Source organism: Staphylococcus capitis subsp. capitis (genome assembly GCF_040739495.1).
GTDB classification, from domain to species: Bacteria; Bacillota; Bacilli; order Staphylococcales; family Staphylococcaceae; genus Staphylococcus; species Staphylococcus capitis.
In genome coordinates this window covers 2,204,377-2,220,285 of sequence record NZ_CP145263.1, presented here as the reverse complement: position 1 = coordinate 2,220,285, position 15,909 = coordinate 2,204,377, and the positions used below count along the sequence as shown (strand labels likewise).

Here is a 15,909-nt window from a genome sequence, read left to right as displayed (position 1 = left end):
TTAGAGAGTGAGTGCCTTTAATTTTTCTGATTTAAAATACTTTAATATAGTGGTTTATTCATTTTACAATAATAGTGAAATGAATGGATGAGAAGAGGTATAACGGAGTGGAAGAATTAAGACAACTTACGTATAAAGATGAAGAAACATTCAACGTTTATATTCAAGAATGGTATGACAATAATGAAAAAGTTGTACCAGGAAATACGAATTTAAAAGAATATCAGTCCTTCAAAGATATGGTTGATTATCTTAATCAAGAAAGACCAAGTAAAGATTGGGTTCCCACCACAACATTATTTTATTTTGTTGATGGAAATATTGTGGGCGCGGTGGATATTAGACACGAACTCAATCATCGATTAAGAAACATTGGGGGTCATATTGGGTATGGCGTAGCTCGATCATATAGAGGTAAAGGATATGCCTCAACCTTATTAGGACAAGCCCTTGACTACTTAAAAATACGAAATGTTGAAACAATTCTTATGACTACAAATCCATTCAATTACGCATCTCAAAATGTCATAAAAAAATATGGTGGTTATGAAATCGAACCCTATATTAAAAAGAATGGGAAAGTTGTTAATCGATATCAAATTTTGAATAAATAAAAATCACCCTTCAAAAGAAGGGTGATAGTTGTCAAAAGTTAATTAAATAGTTTTGCTAAAAAGAAGCAAAATCGCAAGGTAATGTGTTAATGCACATTGCCTTTTATTTATAAATAATAGAATAGCACGGAATTTACATTGTCACAACAAAAATTTAATAAATCCGATATTTTAGCTTCATTTATCGGATTACTTATTATTTTAATCAGAGTGTATTATTATATGAGTGAAAGTAACAATGTAAATTATAATTCAAATTTGAAACGATAGTAAAAAATATATTTAAATAATCGGGTGGTATTAATGAAGTATGTAATATATGGAATGAACCTATTTAATTATATTATTTTAATCACTTGGATTAGCCTATCTTTAAAACGTATAAGTGAAGTAGGACCAGATATAGTCTCATTTTTTGCTTTATTTAGCATTTTCTTACTTATCATTTCATTGATATTTAGTTTTATATCAAGAACTCAAGACGATATTAAGGATACGCTCAATATGAGTATTTTTATCAATTTATTTAATTTAGTGATACTCACATCGATACTTTTAGCAATACTATTTTAATCATTCAATTATGTTAGATACTAAAATCTAAGGGAATGTTATTTAAAAGCCTCAAGGTATAAAGGAGAGTTTAAAATGCGATATTTAGATGAACAAACTCAATCAGAGTTATTAAATATGAATGAAGTTATTGAAGAGGTTGGACAAGCGCTAAAAGCATTTTCAGAAGGTAAGACTGAAACCCCATTAAGACATGTGTTGCCATTTAATAAACAGAATCGATACTTAGTGATTCCAGCATTATCAGATGAATTAAAAATTGTCGGATTAAAAACCGTTTCATTTGCTCCTGATAATCCTAAAAAAGGTAAAGCAACAATTACAGGCTCAGTAATACTAAGCGATTATGAAACGGGGGAAACACTAGCAGTACTAGATGGTGGTTATTTAACTAAAATTAGAACAGGCGCGATTTCTGGTGTGGCTACAAAATATTTGTCTCGTGAAGATGCTAAAGTATTAACTGTCATTGGTGCCGGAGTACAAGCTGAAGGTCTCATAGAAGCTGTCATGGCTGTGAGAAATATTGAGGAAGTTCACTTTTCAAGTAGAACTAAGGAAAAAGCTGAAAAGCTTGCTGAAGCAACTCAACAAAAATATGGAGTTAAAACCAAAACGTATGATCAAGCAGATGAAGCAATGGAGGCTGCGGATATTATAGTTACCGCTACAAATGCTTCAGAACCAGTATATTCACACACGTTACACCCAGGCGTCCATCTTAATGCAGTAGGTTCATTCAAACCTGATATGCAAGAATTACCGTCAGAGTCTATGATGATCGCTAATAAGATTGTTGTTGAATCGACCGAAGCGGCAATGGAAGAGACAAGCGATTTAAAAGTGCCTCATGAAGAGGGTATATTAACTCATAATATGTTATATGGTGAGTTAGGTGATATTGTCTCAGGTAAGAAAGCAGGACGTGAGGACGAAAAAGAGGTAACTTTATTTAAATCAGTGGGTCTAGCCATTGTTGATATTGTAGTAGCTCAGTATTTCTATAAAAAAGCACTTGAAAGTGATAATTAATCATATTATTAATCCCGCTAAAATTAACTAGCGGGATTTTATATGAGTTCTATCATGGTCGATGTCTATAATTATATATAACCTGATTAACACAAAGTGTAGCTAAAATTAGAAAAACGAGTAGGCTAAATGTACTTAGCATCTCAGGCACTAACTCATGTTTAGTTACAAGTACATAAATATTTTGAAAGATAAATGCTAAAAAGATTAATAAGCTAGATAGCAAACCTACTTGTCGTTGTTTATACGTTTTCAAACCACCATTCATTACAATCACCTACATTATATTTAACTTAAATTAATGATAATGTTTGCATTTATGAATTGCAAACGTAGTTGAAGTAGTAGGAGGGCACTGTAACCTCATACAAACGGCAGACTGCTATAAGTGGATGGAGAATTATTTCCCAAGAAATATGACTGTCACCTTTATATGCCATCTTGTGGATTAATAGTCTCAGTATTTGAACCCCTTTCCGGGATTTACTCTAATCATGTTGATTATTCGCAATAAGCGTGTGTATCTTTTAATTTGGACTAAATTAAAAAGCAACTTGGTCTTATTTAATATTTTCCGTAAGTAAATAATCTTTATGCGTTTGATTAACTATATATGTTTCTTAATAAAATAGAGTTTTATCATAAAAAAGTGACTCTGAGAATGATTATTTTATCTCAGAGTCTCTTGTATATTTAGGCTGACTTTTTGTGAGTATGATTGCTTGATTGTTTACCATTGTCTGATTTATGCGTTGATTTTTTCACTGAATCTAATTTTCCATTAATGATTCTTTCAGGATTATTAGTATTATATTCATTTAAATTGTGCTTTTGAATATAATTTCCTACGACTTCATCAAGCGAAATACCTTCCTCACGTTGTCCTCCAAACATATCGTAGCCATCACCTTTGTTAGCGGTAAAATCATTGGTAGCAACATAATATGTTTTATTAGGATTTAATTTTTCAAATTTTCCGGTCTCACGATTACGAACTTGAATATCTCGAACTCTTGAGCCAGATTTTTGATTCATATCATAATAAACACGTATTGATTTCGAAACTTGTAAGAAACCGCCATTTGGTAATAGTTGTTTCTTACCATCTTTTGTTTCAGTAGGAGAACCTAGACTATGTTCAAATGCTTTCTTCACATTCATACCTTTAACTTTAATCTGTGAAATTAAATTACCGAAAGGCAGCACTGTAATAATATCGTTTTGAGTGACTTTTCCTTTAGAGATGGAAGCGCGAATACCACCGCCATTAGTCACTGCGAAATCTGGCTTATGTTTAAAGTTTTTCGCTGCGTAATCCTCCATCGCATCTGTAATTAGATTTCCTAAATTCGTTTCTTGAGTACGAGCTATATTTTTATCGCCTTTAAATTCAACTTTATTATTAGGAATAATCACTTTAGATGTTTCTTTTTTAAATTCATTATTCGCTTTATTTACTTGTTTTTCTATTGAGGGATCAGCTTTTATTTTATTTGTATCTTTGACGTTAATCAGACTCGCTTTTAAATCTGACACTTTATGATGATTAAAAAGAAAACTAATTTTGCCTACATTTTCCAAAGCAGTACCTGTTTGAGCTAAGATACCATGATTATACTTTTTGCCATGTTTTATAACAGAATGTGAGTGACCATCTAAAACTATGATTGGTTTTTTTATTGAGTTATCTTTGGATAATTGTTCAATTAGATAATCTCCACGCCATTCTTTTTTAGTATTTTTATCGATGCCAAGATGAGATAAAACAACATATACATCTGCTTTACCATCCATTTCTTTAATAGCACCTTTCACACTGCTCAATGGATCTTTAAATTCTACATCTTTCACAGCATCAGGAGAGGTTTTAATTTTAGTTTCGGGAGTTGTAACACCTACTAAACCGTATCGCACACCATTACGTTTAATTATAGTTGAAGGTTTGAAAATGCGCTTCCCGTTTTTATAAATATTTGATGAGATCATTGGAAAATGAAGCTGTTTTTGTAATTTTAATAATTGGTTATAGCCAAAATCAAATTCATGATTACCAATTGTCATAGCGTCATAGCCTACTTTATTCATTGCTTTAGCCATTTGTTCACCTTTTGAATGGTTAGAAACTGGCAATCCTTGAAAGGCATCCCCAGAGTCTAAAACTAAATCTGGTTTTTCTTTATTTTTGAGACCTTTTAATTTAGGCATGCCAATAACACGTCCTTTTTCTTCTACGAAGCGACCATGAATATCATTAGTATGTAATATTGTGTGTTCAGTTTTACTTTGATTGTCATTTGAGTGCGTGTGTTGTTCTGAAGCATTAACGAGGTTAAAGTTTAGTATCGTACCAAGGGTTATAAATAAAGTGATAATAGTGATTATGATTTTTTTCATATAGTTCCTCCTTTTGAAAAATTATATACATTGCAATATTAGCATATAAAAAGAATAAATAATTCTTTTATTTAAAATATTTACTTTGAATTTAAATTTAATTAATAAAACGTCATAGTCTAATGACCAAATAGAAATACAACTAACGCGCTCATACAAAAGTCATAAATTAAAAACTACTTATTAAACCCTATAATGTGTTTACTGCATATACAAGAAAGCGCTTTTATTATATAATATTGATGTAAATTAAGAATATGTACATACTAGAAGGACAACGCACTTATGAAATAAACAAGGGGAGATTTTGTAATGAAAAAGATAATGATTACAGGGGCACTTGGCCAAATTGGAACCGAGTTAGTAGTGAAATGTCGAGAAATTTACGGTACAGAAAATGTATTAGCTACAGATATTAGAGAACCTGAAGAAAATTCACCAGTTCAAAATGGTCCATTTGAAATTTTAGATGTTAAAGACAGAGAGCGTATGTATAAGCTTATCGAAGATTTTGGGGCAGACACTTTAATGCATATGGCAGCATTATTATCCGCAACTGCTGAGAAGAATCCATTATTCGCTTGGGATTTAAATATGGGAGGATTAATGAACGCTCTTGAAGCTGCACGTACGTATGAACTACAATTCTTTACACCAAGCTCTATTGGTGCTTTTGGCGCGTCAACGCCTAAAGTAAATACACCACAAGTAACAATCCAACAACCTACTACAATGTACGGTGTTAATAAAGTTGCGGGCGAATTACTGTGTCAGTATTATTATGTTAAGTTTGGCGTAGATACTCGCAGCGTAAGATTCCCAGGACTTATTTCACATGTGAAGGAGCCAGGTGGCGGCACGACTGACTACGCTGTTGAAATTTATTTTAAAGCAGTAAGAGAAGGTCGTTATACAAGCTATATCAATAAGAACACATATATGGATATGATGTATATGGATGATGCCATCGACTCTATTATAAAATTAATGGAAGCAGATGGTGCCAAATTAGAAACGCGTAATGGTTATAATTTAAGTGCAATGAGTATAGAACCTGAAATGGTTAAAAAAGCCATTCAAGAGTACTACCCTAATTTCGAACTAGACTATGATGTTGATCCAGAACGTCAAAATATTGCTTCAACATGGCCTGATAGTATCGATACGAGCTGTTCACGTGGTGAGTGGGGATTTAATCCAAAATATGATTTAGCCTCAATGACTAAGTTGATGCTCGCAGCAATTGAAGAAAAAGAAAAGGTTGCTAAATAGAAAATCTTATATAATTAATAAAGTAGTTTAGCTAAAACTTACTCCTTTTAAAATTAAAACTTTTAAAAGGAGTTTTTTATATTTTAAATCCAATGTATCTATAACATACGTAAATAACTAAACTTGTAAGTTTGATATGGTAATGTTTAACTAATAAAGAGTACATAATTATATTTGTACATTTATTTTGAATACTTAGAAAACTCGTTGAATAGTATAAATGCGATTGATATAATTTAGAGTAACTATTCAATTCGGAGAAATTACTAGGAGGCTATATTCATGTCAGAAAAGGTAAAATTTGAACAACGAGATACATTGAAAGAAAAACCAGACACATCGAAATTAGGATTCGGTCAATATTTTTCAGACTATATGCTAAGTTTGGATTATGATGCAGATAAAGGTTGGCATGATATGAAGATTGTACCTTATGCACCATTTGAAATTTCACCAGCAGCACAAGGTTTACATTATGGTCAAGCGGTATTTGAAGGGCTTAAAGCATATAAACACAACGGTGAAGTGGTATTATTCCGACCAGACCAAAACTTTAAACGTATTAATAATTCTTTAGCGCGTTTAGAAATGCCAGAAGTTGACGAAGAAGCATTATTAGAGGGATTAAAACAACTTATTGATGTTGAACGTGACTGGGTACCAGAGGGTGAAGGGCAATCATTATATATTCGTCCATTCGTATTTGCTACGGAAGGTATTCTAGGTGTACGTGCATCTCAACAATATAAGTTATTAATCATTTTATCGCCTTCAGGTGCGTATTATGGTGGAGACACGTTAAAAACTACTAAAATTTATGTTGAAGACGAATATGTTCGTGCCGTACGTGGAGGAGTAGGATTTGCGAAAGTTGCCGGTAACTATGCTGCTAGTCTACTTGCACAAACTAATGCTAATAAATTAGGTTATGACCAAGTATTATGGCTAGATGGTGTGGAACAAAAATATGTCGAAGAAGTTGGAAGTATGAATATCTTCTTCGTTGAAAATGGAAAAATAGTCACACCTGCATTAAATGGAAGTATCTTACCAGGTATTACTAGAAAATCAATTATTCAATTAGCTGAAGACTTAGGTTACGAAGTTGAAGAAAGAAAAGTTTCAATTGACGAATTATTCGACGCTTACGACAAAGATGAACTTACAGAAGTATTTGGTGCAGGTACTGCAGCGGTTATTTCTCCAGTAGGTACGTTACGCTATGAAGACAGAGAAATTGTTATTAATAATAATGAGCCAGGTGAAATCACTCAAAAATTATATGACACATATACTGGTATTCAAAGCGGTAAATTAGAAGATAAATATGGTTGGAGAGTTGAAGTCCCTAACTATTAATGTGTTATACACTGAAAGAGCTTTCTCATTCGAGAAAGCTCTTTTTTGTGAAATAAAGAAACCATAATCCACTTTTCTATAATTATTGAAGTCTCTATATTACAATAATATGTAAATGAATGTACTACAAAAAATCATTTTCAGGAGAGAAGTAAAAATGGAATGGATATTATTTGATAAAGATGGCACGCTAATAGAATTTGATAAGAGTTGGGAAAAAATCGGTGTGCGCCTTGTTGATAAACTATTAGAGACATTTCCTGTACACGACAAAGAAGTAGCACACCGTCAACTTGGAATTGTTGACGATAAAATTGTTCCTGATTCAATTATGGGTTCAGGATCATTAGGAGATATGATTAAATCTTTTAATAAAGTTACTGGAGAAGATACATCTGATTGGGCAAGAAATACTAGCCAAGAACTTGTTGATACTCGTGTTCCTGAAAATAATTGGATTGAAGGTGTACAAGAGACTATTCAGGAACTTAGAAACGAAGGTTATAAAATTGGTATTGTCACTAGTGATACCAAAAAAGGCGTAGATCAATTTCTAGAAGAAACGCAATCTAAAGAATTATTTGATTTAATTATTTCTACAGAAACTCATGCTGAAGAAAAACCCAATCCAAAAGTGTTGAATCCTTTATTTGATGCTTATGATGTTTCACCAGATCAAGTTGCTATCATTGGTGATACTACAAATGATATGAAAACTGCGGTAAACGCTAAATTAGGTTTAAGTATAGGAGTACTAACTGGTATCGCAAAAAGAGAGGAACTTCATGAAGCGGATGCGGATGTCATTATTGACAGTGCTAAAGATGTAAAACAAATTTTAGATCAATATAAAAAATAGCAAAATTAATTAAAAAGCATGGATATTTGAGTGAGTTCAAGTAACCATGCTTTTATTATATTTGTCTTTAAAAAAAGAGGTTTCACTCTACATTTAAATTTAGATGTAAGTTTTAATCGATATTTTCTATTAAACATCATACATTAATTCATTGTTAACCCACCATCAACAGTTAAATTCTGGCCAGTGATACCACTTGCTTCATCAGAAGCTAGATAAGCAACCATATTTGCTACATCTTGTGGCGTAGTCACTTTTTTGAGCGGTGTCGTTTGAGCGATTAAGTCGAATACCTCAGGCGTCGTTACTGCACTAGCATCAGTAGTTTTTAATAATCCCCCAGAAACCACATTGGCTGTTACACCATATTGACCTAGCTCTGCAGCGATATTACGAGTAAAACCTATTAAGCCAGCTTTAGCAGTCGTGTATTCATGATAGGGGACGACTGGATTTTGATATAGATTTGTTCCAATATTAATAATTCTGTCTGCCTGTTTTTCAATAAATTGAGGTATGACACTTTGTGTAACATTAAATGCAGCTTTTAAAGTGCCATCAAGTTGTTGTTGATAATCTTCACAAGTTAAATCTTTGAAGTTCTTTTGTTGGTTTGGATCAAACTTAAAATTAACTAGTGCATTATTAATAACAATGTCTATATTACCAAAATGTTCCTTTGCAACTTTGACCATTTGGTTAACTTCGGCACGTTCTGTCACATCAGCTTGAATTGCAATTGCTTTTTCATTACTAATATTCTCAATCAATTTTTCAGCTTTTTCTCTGCTATGTTTATAATTCACAACAACGTTATAACCTTTATTAATTAATGTTTGAGCAATTACCGCTCCTAAACCACGGCTACTTCCAGTAATAATTGCAGTTTTTGCCATTTTTAATCCTCCTAAAATTTTTTAAAAAAAGAAGCGCAACTTCCGTAAAAAAGTTGTGCTTCTTAGTCATCACATATTATGACAAATTAATATTAAGAGCGTCATCACACTTTCCTACGCTAGTTTAAACTAGATTCAGGTTCAAAGGGTTTGGATAGATTCCATCTCAGTTAAAAACACCCCTAGTGTAATTCATTAACTTGTAGTATTAACCTATATATAATTAGATCGGTTGTCAAAAAATAGAATATAAGCAAAGTTTCAATTCACTTTAAGGTCTTGTATCAACTTGGCGATGAGTCTGGATGATATGAGCTATTTTATCGATAATTGGGTCTAGTGAATCCAGATTTTCGTGAATATCATACTCATTAATATTGACGCGCACCACTGGACAAGCATCAAAATTATTAATCCAATCATCGTAACGTTTGAATAATTTTTTCCAATATTCAGGGTCTGTATTAATTTCCATATCACGACCACGTTGCTTAATACGATCAATCACTTCATCATAATCACATTCTAAATAAATTAACACATCTGGTTTAGGAAAATAAGGTGTCATTACCATAGCGTTAAATAATTCTGAATACGTGTGAAAATCTTCCGGGCTCATTGTACCTTGTTCTTCATGCATTTTCGCAAAAATATCAACATCTTCATAAATAGAACGGTCCTGTACGAAGCCACCACCATATTCAAACATACGCTTTTGTTCTTTAAAGCGTTCCGCTAAAAAGTAAATTTGTAGATGAAAACTCCAACGCTCAAAATCATGATAGAATTTATCTAAATAAGGATTATGATCAACATTTTCAAAAGAAGTTTTAAAATTTAATTTATCAGCAAGCGCCTGTGTTAATGTTGACTTTCCGACGCCCACAGTACCTGCAATAGTGATAATCGCATTTTGAGGAATACCAAAATTATTCATCTATATTATCTCCAATCATTGGTTTTATTAATTCTAAAATTTCTTTATAGTCGTCACTATTGTTAACAAAATCTTTCTCAGTTGTGTCAATACGTATGACATTCGCGCCCTCATTTTTCAAGGATTCATAATAAGCTTTATAATCTTGTTTCAGCTTTAATAAATAATCATCCTCAATAGTATGTTCAAAATTACGATTACGTTTAGCTATTCTAGCTTTGAGAACATCTAAATCTGCATCTAAAAAGATAATCATATTAGGCATTTCAAGATCTTCAGTCAAAATATCATAAATGCGACTGAATTTATCGAACTCTTTCGAATCTAATGTGTTATTTGCAAATATTTTATTTTTATGTATGTGGTAATCACTTACAACGCCTTGTTCTAACGCCTCGATATCTTGAATTTGTTTATATCTGTTACATAAAAAGAACATTTCTGTTTGAAAGCTCCACTTTTCTATGTCGTCATAAAAGTCTGATAGAAAAGGATTTTCGTCAACAATTTCTTTCTCTTCGTAATAACCAAGCGTTTGACTTAGCATTCGTGCAAGTGAAGATTTACCAACACCTATAGGTCCTTCAATTGCAATAAATGGTTTATTCATATTCACTTCTCCAAATGTTAAAATAGACAATGAGTATTGTACCATAAGTGAGGTATTGCAACACATATGAGAACTGATAAAGATTACATGCGTTTAGCAATCAAAGAAGCTCAGAAAGCACAAGCTCTAGGGGAGGTGCCCATTGGAGCTGTCATTGTTAAAAATGATCAAGTCATTGCACACGCTCATAATTTAAGAGAATCCTTACAACTACCTACTGCACACGCTGAACACATTGCGATTGAACGTGCATCTAAGGTAGTGGGTAGTTGGCGTTTAGAAGAATGTACTCTTTATGTCACCCTTGAACCCTGCGTGATGTGTGCAGGAGCCATCGTGATGAGTCGAATACCACGAGTGGTTTATGGTGCTGTTGATCCTAAGGGAGGATGTACCGGCAGTTTGATGAACTTGTTAGAGAAGCCTCAATTCAACCACAGAGCTATTGTTGAGTCGGGTATTTTGGAAAATGAATGCAGCACACTTTTACGTGATTTCTTCAAAAATATTCGCCAACAAAAGAAGGCACTCAAACAAGCAAAGATACAAAATGACACAAATTTGTTAGAATAATTGTGTATGAAAAGAGTGACAATACATGCTAACCTTTTCAAAAATTAAATTTAAAAACCTAAATTAAAAATAAATACCTACAAACGGGAAGAAACGAGGTCAACGAATGATAGAGCTAATTGCAACAGATATGGATGGAACGCTCCTTAATGCTGCACACGAAATTTCTCAAGAGAACCAAGAAGCGATTAAATTTGCACAAGAACATGGTATCACTGTTGTTATCGCGACAGGGCGTGCATTTTACGAAGCGAATACACCAGTTGCTGAAACAGATTTAAAAGTACCATATATCTGCTTGAACGGAGCCGAAGTTCGCGATGAAACGTTCAATATTATGAGTACATCTCATCTTAATCATTCTTTAGTGAGTAAGATAACGTCTACATTGAAAGAAAAAGACATATATTATCAAGTTTACACAAATAGAGGGATTTATACGGAAAATCCTCAAAGAGACTTAGAAATTTATATTGATATCGCTGAACGTGCTGGTCAAAAAGCAGATGTTGAGAAAATCGAGAACAGTATTCAAAAACGTATAGATAATGGAACTTTAAAAATTGTTGATAATTATGACAAAATTGAAGATATTCCTGGTGAATTAATCATGAAAATTTTAGCGTTCGATTCTGATTTAGAAAAAATTGATCTTGTAGGTCAAGAATTAGCTCAATCACCAAACCTTGCAGTTTCTTCATCTTCAAGAGGTAATTTAGAAATTACACATTCAGATGCGCAAAAAGGCATAGCTTTATCTACTATTGCGAAACAACTCGGCATTGATTTAAAAGATGTCATGGCACTAGGGGATAACTTAAATGATGTCTCAATGCTTGAAAGAGTCGGTTATTCGGTCGCAATGGATAATGCTGCACCAGAAGTTAAGACAGTCGCTAAGTATGTGACTGATTCAAATGAAAACAGCGGAGTCGGTAAAGCAATTAAGAAATTTTTAAAAGAAGAGAATCAATTAACATAATTAAGAGGTGTAAAAGATGAAAGGATTAATAATTGTAGGCAGTGCTAGAGTAGGTTCTCATACTAATGCTTTAGCTAAATACCTTATAGGTCAATTAGATGAACATGATGTTGATGTAGATATATTTGATTTAGCTGAGAAACCAATTCATCAATTAGACTTTTCTGGTACAACACAAGCTGCTGAAGATATTAAAAATAATGTTAAAGAGCTTCAGGATAAAGCAATGGAAGCGGATTTCTTTATTCTTGGAACGCCTAATTATCATGGCTCATTTTCTGGCATACTTAAGAACGCTCTAGATCATTTAAATATGGATTATTTCAAAATGAAACCGGTGGGTCTCATTGGAAATAGTGGAGGTATTGTAAGTTCAGAACCATTATCACATTTAAGAGTGATTATACGCAGTTTATTAGGTATTGCAGTTCCTACACAAATTGCTACACATGATTCAGATTACGCAAAATTAGACGATGGCACATTATACTTAGAGGATAGTGAATTCCAATTACGTGCAAAATTATTCGTAGATCAAATCGTTTCATTTGTAAATAACAGTCCTTATGAACATTTAAAATAAAACGTACAGTTATACAATATAATTTTAAATAAAAGTAGCAGTAAGAAGGTTCTTAATTAAAACCGGCTTACTGCTATTATTTTTATGGGCTGATATTCTAAAATCTATGTATTGATATCATTTATTAATTGTTGCCATCTATTTATAATGGCATCCTTACTAAAATTTTTGGATGATTCAATACTATTTTGAGCATATTTTTGTTGTAATTCCGGTTCTTCCAGTAGAGCCTTCACAGTTTCATATAGTTGATCTTCATTGTTAAACTCTACTAGTGAGCCATTATAATCAGGAATAATTAATTCACCTGGTCCATATTTAATATTATAGCTAATAGAAGGAACACCATGCGATTGAGCTTCTAATAGTGCTAATGAGAATCCTTCCATATTACTTGTAATTAAATTAACATATGCTGTTTTAAATTCTTCTGTTAAGTCATTAAGAAATCCTCTTAAAAATACATGATTTTCTACATGATAATCATTAATTAATGTTTTAAGTTTACTTTCTTTAGGCCCAAAACCATATAAATGTAATTCAATTTTGGGGAATAACCCTTTTAATTTACTAACCAGCTTAATTTGTTGTTCTAATTGCTTTTCAGGGGAGTATCTTGCTACAGAAATTAATTTTTGAGATGTATATCCTATATTATGTTGTGATGTACTTTCAGAGAAACCTACAGGTATCGCATAAACTGGAATACAGTCCTTAATTCTATGACGTACATCTTCGGCTTGTTGCTCCGTTGAAACTACTATGGCTTTGTAGCGTTCTAAATGATCGAAGACGCCTTTATAGACATTTTTAATCCTTGAATGCATCAAATCATTAATATCTTTGACATGAGTACTATGCAAAACGGCTACAACCGGTATTGTATGAATTGTAGAATTAAAAACATGCGATGAAATTAAATTTCTGTCACTAAAGAAAAGATCACCACTGCAATAAATTTGTTCTATGAAAAATGCACTTAACTCAGTATCATTATTGAAGAAATACGTTCTCCCCTGATGATGTAATAGTATTTTCTTAGCTATATTAGGTTCATTTGAATCAATATCATAATATTTCTCTAATTTAACTTCTCTTTGAGGAGAATAGTAAAACTCCGATTGAATTTTTTGATCAGTTGATAAAATTCTAGTACAACTTAAGAATCCTCGAGTATCATAAAGCTCTCTTTTGATTTTCCTACGAGATGTATCGAAATAATTAAGATAATCAAGTTTTTTATAAGTCTCATCTGTAAAATGGGCATACATTATAAAGTTGTTACCATCATAAACGCGTACATCATTAGAATGTTCAACATACTTAATTGTGTATCCACAATCATGCTGCCAATCATGTAACCAATTTTTACTATTTATCGATTCAATATTTATAGTTACTTGCGTAGCTTCTTGAAAATAATCGTACATATTTATGTAATCTTCATGCATTAAATAATTTGATGCTGTATCAGTTAAGTAACGATTCCATGCTAATAGAATAACTTTTGATGAATATTTATTTTCTTTAAAAAGGTTTAAACGATTAATAATAGCTTTTTCAATACCTGTGATTTTTTGACCAATATTGTTTCCTACAAAATAAAACATTCGATACCTCATCTGTTTAATTTATTTTACAAATATTATAGCATAATAAAATCTTCAAATATTAAATAAACTAAAAATAAAAATTCAATAATATTAAAAACATTCCTATTCTACTTAGTCCGAAATTATTAACCTCCTTATCTATAGCACTTTTTTAACACCTCAACATTCTGAATATTTAAAATAATGTTAGCGCTTACACTCAACTTTATGATAAACTTACACGGTAGAGATGTTTAGAACAAAGGGGTGGGGATGACTATGAAACGTTATCGTTATTTTATCATTACCATGATTGTTATTATGACGATGATTAATTACATCGATCGTGGTGCAATCTCATATGCTCAAGAAGATATTATTAAAGAATTTGGTTTTGATACGATTGCTTGGGGATCTATACTAGGATACTTTGGCTATGGTTACATGTTTGGTTCATTGCTTGGTGGAATTACTGCCGATAAAAAGGGACCTAAATTTGTTTGGATATTGGCTGGGACGGCTTGGTCTTTAGTTGAAATTGCAATGGCTTTTGCAGGTGAACTTGGTATGGCAATATTTGGAGGTTCAGCCATTGCTGGATTTGGTTTACTTCGAGTGCTTTTCGGTATTTCAGAAGGTCCTATCTTTTCAACGATTAGTAAAACTAATGCGAACTGGGCGGCACCTAGAGAACGTGGTTTGTTATCAGCTCTTGGTTTAATTGGCGTACCTTTAGGAGCACTTATTACTGCACCTATCGTATCTGGTTTCTTAACTATAGCAAGTTGGCGTTTACTCTTCGTCATATTAGGTATACTTGGGTTAGTCTGGGTAATTATTTGGGCAAAGGTATTTACAGATTATCCCGAGGACAATAAAAAAGTTTCAGAAGAAGAATTAAATGATATTCGCTCTACAAATGAGAGTTTAAATGTTGAAAAAACAGTAGAAACAGAAGATTCAAGTGAAAAGTGGTATCATTTCTTTAAAAGTCCAACACTCGTAGGAAACATGATTGGTTATTTTGGTTTCCAATATGTGAATTTCCTTATATTAACATGGACACCGAAATACTTGCAGGATGAATATCATTTTGAAATCCATTCACTTTGGTATTTGGGGATGATTCCTTGGATCGGTGCTTGTTTTACAGCATATTTTGGTGGTCAAATGTCTGACTGGCTTCGTAAAAAGACTGGTAACTTACGTATCGCACGTTCATACTTTGCGATTGCAGGCATGATTTGTGCAGCAATATGTTTCCTAATCATTCCATTCACACATAGTATCGTTGCAGTCATGATATTAATGATGATAGGGAATGCGTTTATCTTCTTACCTAACGCAGTTTATTGGTCAGTGATTATTGATACAGCACCAAATAAAACTGGTACCTATGGTGGGATAACTCACTTCTTTGTTAATACAGCGACAGTGATTGCGCCTACACTTACAGGTATTTTAGTTGCTACTCACGGTTATTCAACAATGTTTATTTCAGCAGTTGTAGCTTCATTGATTAGTATTATTGCAATGTGTTTCGTTAGACCCGGGGAGAAGAATATGAGTAGACATTAACTTAATATTAATTTATTTTTGAAAATGTCTATGTAATACGCACACTACATATTAA

15 protein-coding genes and 1 riboswitch are annotated in these 15,909 nt (G+C 32.5%); of the genes, 10 read left to right on the top strand and 5 right to left on the bottom strand.

Annotated elements, in window-relative coordinates; all coding sequences use genetic code 11:
- The first annotated feature begins 107 nt into the window (after nt 1-107).
- From V6C74_RS11090 to V6C74_RS11080, 3 genes are all read left to right on the top strand, one after another.
- Complete coding sequence (locus V6C74_RS11090) at nt 108-614, top strand: GNAT family N-acetyltransferase (RefSeq protein ID WP_002432968.1); 507 nt, start codon at nt 108-110, stop codon at nt 612-614.
- 303 nt (nt 615-917) lie between these two features.
- On the top strand, nt 918-1,187 hold the full coding sequence (locus V6C74_RS11085; RefSeq protein WP_002452484.1) for a hypothetical protein: 270 nt from the start codon (nt 918-920) through the stop codon (nt 1,185-1,187).
- A gap of 75 nt (nt 1,188-1,262) precedes the next feature.
- Nucleotides 1,263-2,219 carry an ornithine cyclodeaminase family protein gene (locus V6C74_RS11080; protein ID WP_016898729.1) on the top strand — a complete coding sequence of 319 codons (957 nt, stop codon included), beginning with the start codon at nt 1,263-1,265 and terminating at the stop codon, nt 2,217-2,219.
- A gap of 693 nt (nt 2,220-2,912) precedes the next feature.
- On the opposite strand, the gene V6C74_RS11075 is transcribed toward V6C74_RS11080, so the two are convergent.
- Entirely contained in the window at nt 2,913-4,613 is a 1,701-nt protein-coding gene (locus tag V6C74_RS11075; RefSeq protein WP_016898728.1) for a 5'-nucleotidase C-terminal domain-containing protein, read from the bottom strand.
- Nucleotides 4,614-4,925: 312 nt separating this feature from the next.
- Between V6C74_RS11075 and V6C74_RS11070 the strand changes: the two genes are divergently transcribed.
- The 3 genes from V6C74_RS11070 to V6C74_RS11060 all read left to right on the top strand — a co-directional run bounded on the left by V6C74_RS11070 (nt 4,926) and on the right by V6C74_RS11060 (nt 8,103).
- Nucleotides 4,926-5,885, top strand: coding sequence for an NAD-dependent epimerase/dehydratase family protein (locus V6C74_RS11070; protein WP_002452488.1), 960 nt, complete (start codon nt 4,926-4,928; stop codon nt 5,883-5,885).
- 282 nt (nt 5,886-6,167) lie between these two features.
- Nucleotides 6,168-7,244: a branched-chain amino acid aminotransferase gene (locus V6C74_RS11065; protein WP_002452489.1), complete on the top strand. Its 1,077-nt coding sequence runs from the start codon at nt 6,168-6,170 to the stop codon at nt 7,242-7,244.
- Between the two features lie 157 nt (nt 7,245-7,401).
- Nucleotides 7,402-8,103 carry an HAD family hydrolase gene (locus V6C74_RS11060; protein WP_002452490.1) on the top strand — a complete coding sequence of 234 codons (702 nt, stop codon included), beginning with the start codon at nt 7,402-7,404 and terminating at the stop codon, nt 8,101-8,103.
- Nucleotides 8,104-8,246: 143 nt separating this feature from the next.
- On the opposite strand, the gene V6C74_RS11055 is transcribed toward V6C74_RS11060, so the two are convergent.
- From V6C74_RS11055 to V6C74_RS11045, 3 genes are all read right to left on the bottom strand, one after another.
- The gene (locus V6C74_RS11055) at nt 8,247-8,999 is read right to left on the bottom strand and encodes a 3-oxoacyl-ACP reductase (RefSeq protein ID WP_016898727.1); all 753 of its coding nucleotides are present in this window, start codon (nt 8,997-8,999) and stop codon (nt 8,247-8,249) included.
- 94 nt (nt 9,000-9,093) lie between these two features.
- A riboswitch (TPP riboswitch) is annotated at nt 9,094-9,193 on the bottom strand.
- 77 nt (nt 9,194-9,270) lie between these two features.
- Nucleotides 9,271-9,936: a deoxynucleoside kinase gene (locus tag V6C74_RS11050; RefSeq protein WP_002452492.1), complete on the bottom strand. Its 666-nt coding sequence runs from the start codon at nt 9,934-9,936 to the stop codon at nt 9,271-9,273.
- On the bottom strand, nt 9,929-10,546 hold the full coding sequence (locus tag V6C74_RS11045; RefSeq protein ID WP_002433144.1) for a deoxynucleoside kinase: 618 nt from the start codon (nt 10,544-10,546) through the stop codon (nt 9,929-9,931). Before V6C74_RS11045 ends, V6C74_RS11050 begins: the two co-directional genes overlap by 8 nt.
- Nucleotides 10,547-10,612: 66 nt before the next feature.
- Here V6C74_RS11045 and tadA point away from each other — a divergent pair, with 66 nt between their 5' ends.
- The 3 genes from tadA to V6C74_RS11030 all read left to right on the top strand — a co-directional run bounded on the left by tadA (nt 10,613) and on the right by V6C74_RS11030 (nt 12,684).
- Nucleotides 10,613-11,119: a tRNA adenosine(34) deaminase TadA gene (tadA, locus tag V6C74_RS11040; RefSeq protein WP_002452493.1), complete on the top strand. Its 507-nt coding sequence runs from the start codon at nt 10,613-10,615 to the stop codon at nt 11,117-11,119.
- A gap of 106 nt (nt 11,120-11,225) precedes the next feature.
- Complete coding sequence (locus V6C74_RS11035) at nt 11,226-12,101, top strand: Cof-type HAD-IIB family hydrolase (protein ID WP_337988205.1); 876 nt, start codon at nt 11,226-11,228, stop codon at nt 12,099-12,101.
- A 16-nt stretch (nt 12,102-12,117) separates the two neighbouring features.
- The gene (locus V6C74_RS11030) at nt 12,118-12,684 is read left to right on the top strand and encodes an NADPH-dependent FMN reductase (RefSeq protein WP_002433329.1); all 567 of its coding nucleotides are present in this window, start codon (nt 12,118-12,120) and stop codon (nt 12,682-12,684) included.
- Between the two features lie 104 nt (nt 12,685-12,788).
- Here V6C74_RS11030 and V6C74_RS11025 read toward each other — a convergent pair whose 3' ends face one another.
- A complete protein-coding gene (locus tag V6C74_RS11025; RefSeq protein WP_002452496.1) occupies nt 12,789-14,294 on the bottom strand; it encodes a glycosyltransferase in 1,506 nt (501 codons plus the stop codon).
- 261 nt (nt 14,295-14,555) lie between these two features.
- On the opposite strand from V6C74_RS11025, the gene V6C74_RS11020 reads away from it, so the two are divergent.
- The gene (locus V6C74_RS11020) at nt 14,556-15,854 is read left to right on the top strand and encodes an MFS transporter (protein WP_002433284.1); all 1,299 of its coding nucleotides are present in this window, start codon (nt 14,556-14,558) and stop codon (nt 15,852-15,854) included.
- The last annotated feature ends 55 nt before the right edge of the window (nt 15,855-15,909 follow it).

Excerpts from the sequence above, each read along its gene's own strand:
- V6C74_RS11085 (WP_002452484.1), top strand. The coding sequence starts at position 918 with ATGAAGTATGTAATATATGGAATGAACCTATTTAATTATATTATTTTA.
- V6C74_RS11080 (WP_016898729.1), top strand. The coding sequence starts at position 1,263 with ATGCGATATTTAGATGAACAAACTCAATCAGAGTTATTAAATATGAAT.
- V6C74_RS11075 (WP_016898728.1), bottom strand. The coding sequence starts at position 4,613 with ATGAAAAAAATCATAATCACTATTATCACTTTATTTATAACCCTTGGT.
- V6C74_RS11070 (WP_002452488.1), top strand. The coding sequence starts at position 4,926 with ATGAAAAAGATAATGATTACAGGGGCACTTGGCCAAATTGGAACCGAG.
- V6C74_RS11065 (WP_002452489.1), top strand. The coding sequence starts at position 6,168 with ATGTCAGAAAAGGTAAAATTTGAACAACGAGATACATTGAAAGAAAAA.
- V6C74_RS11060 (WP_002452490.1), top strand. The coding sequence starts at position 7,402 with ATGGAATGGATATTATTTGATAAAGATGGCACGCTAATAGAATTTGAT.
- V6C74_RS11055 (WP_016898727.1), bottom strand. The coding sequence starts at position 8,999 with ATGGCAAAAACTGCAATTATTACTGGAAGTAGCCGTGGTTTAGGAGCG.
- V6C74_RS11050 (WP_002452492.1), bottom strand. The coding sequence starts at position 9,936 with ATGAATAATTTTGGTATTCCTCAAAATGCGATTATCACTATTGCAGGT.
- V6C74_RS11045 (WP_002433144.1), bottom strand. The coding sequence starts at position 10,546 with ATGAATAAACCATTTATTGCAATTGAAGGACCTATAGGTGTTGGTAAA.
- tadA (WP_002452493.1), top strand. The coding sequence starts at position 10,613 with ATGAGAACTGATAAAGATTACATGCGTTTAGCAATCAAAGAAGCTCAG.
- V6C74_RS11035 (WP_337988205.1), top strand. The coding sequence starts at position 11,226 with ATGATAGAGCTAATTGCAACAGATATGGATGGAACGCTCCTTAATGCT.
- V6C74_RS11030 (WP_002433329.1), top strand. The coding sequence starts at position 12,118 with ATGAAAGGATTAATAATTGTAGGCAGTGCTAGAGTAGGTTCTCATACT.
- V6C74_RS11025 (WP_002452496.1), bottom strand. The coding sequence starts at position 14,294 with ATGTTTTATTTTGTAGGAAACAATATTGGTCAAAAAATCACAGGTATT.
- V6C74_RS11020 (WP_002433284.1), top strand. The coding sequence starts at position 14,556 with ATGAAACGTTATCGTTATTTTATCATTACCATGATTGTTATTATGACG.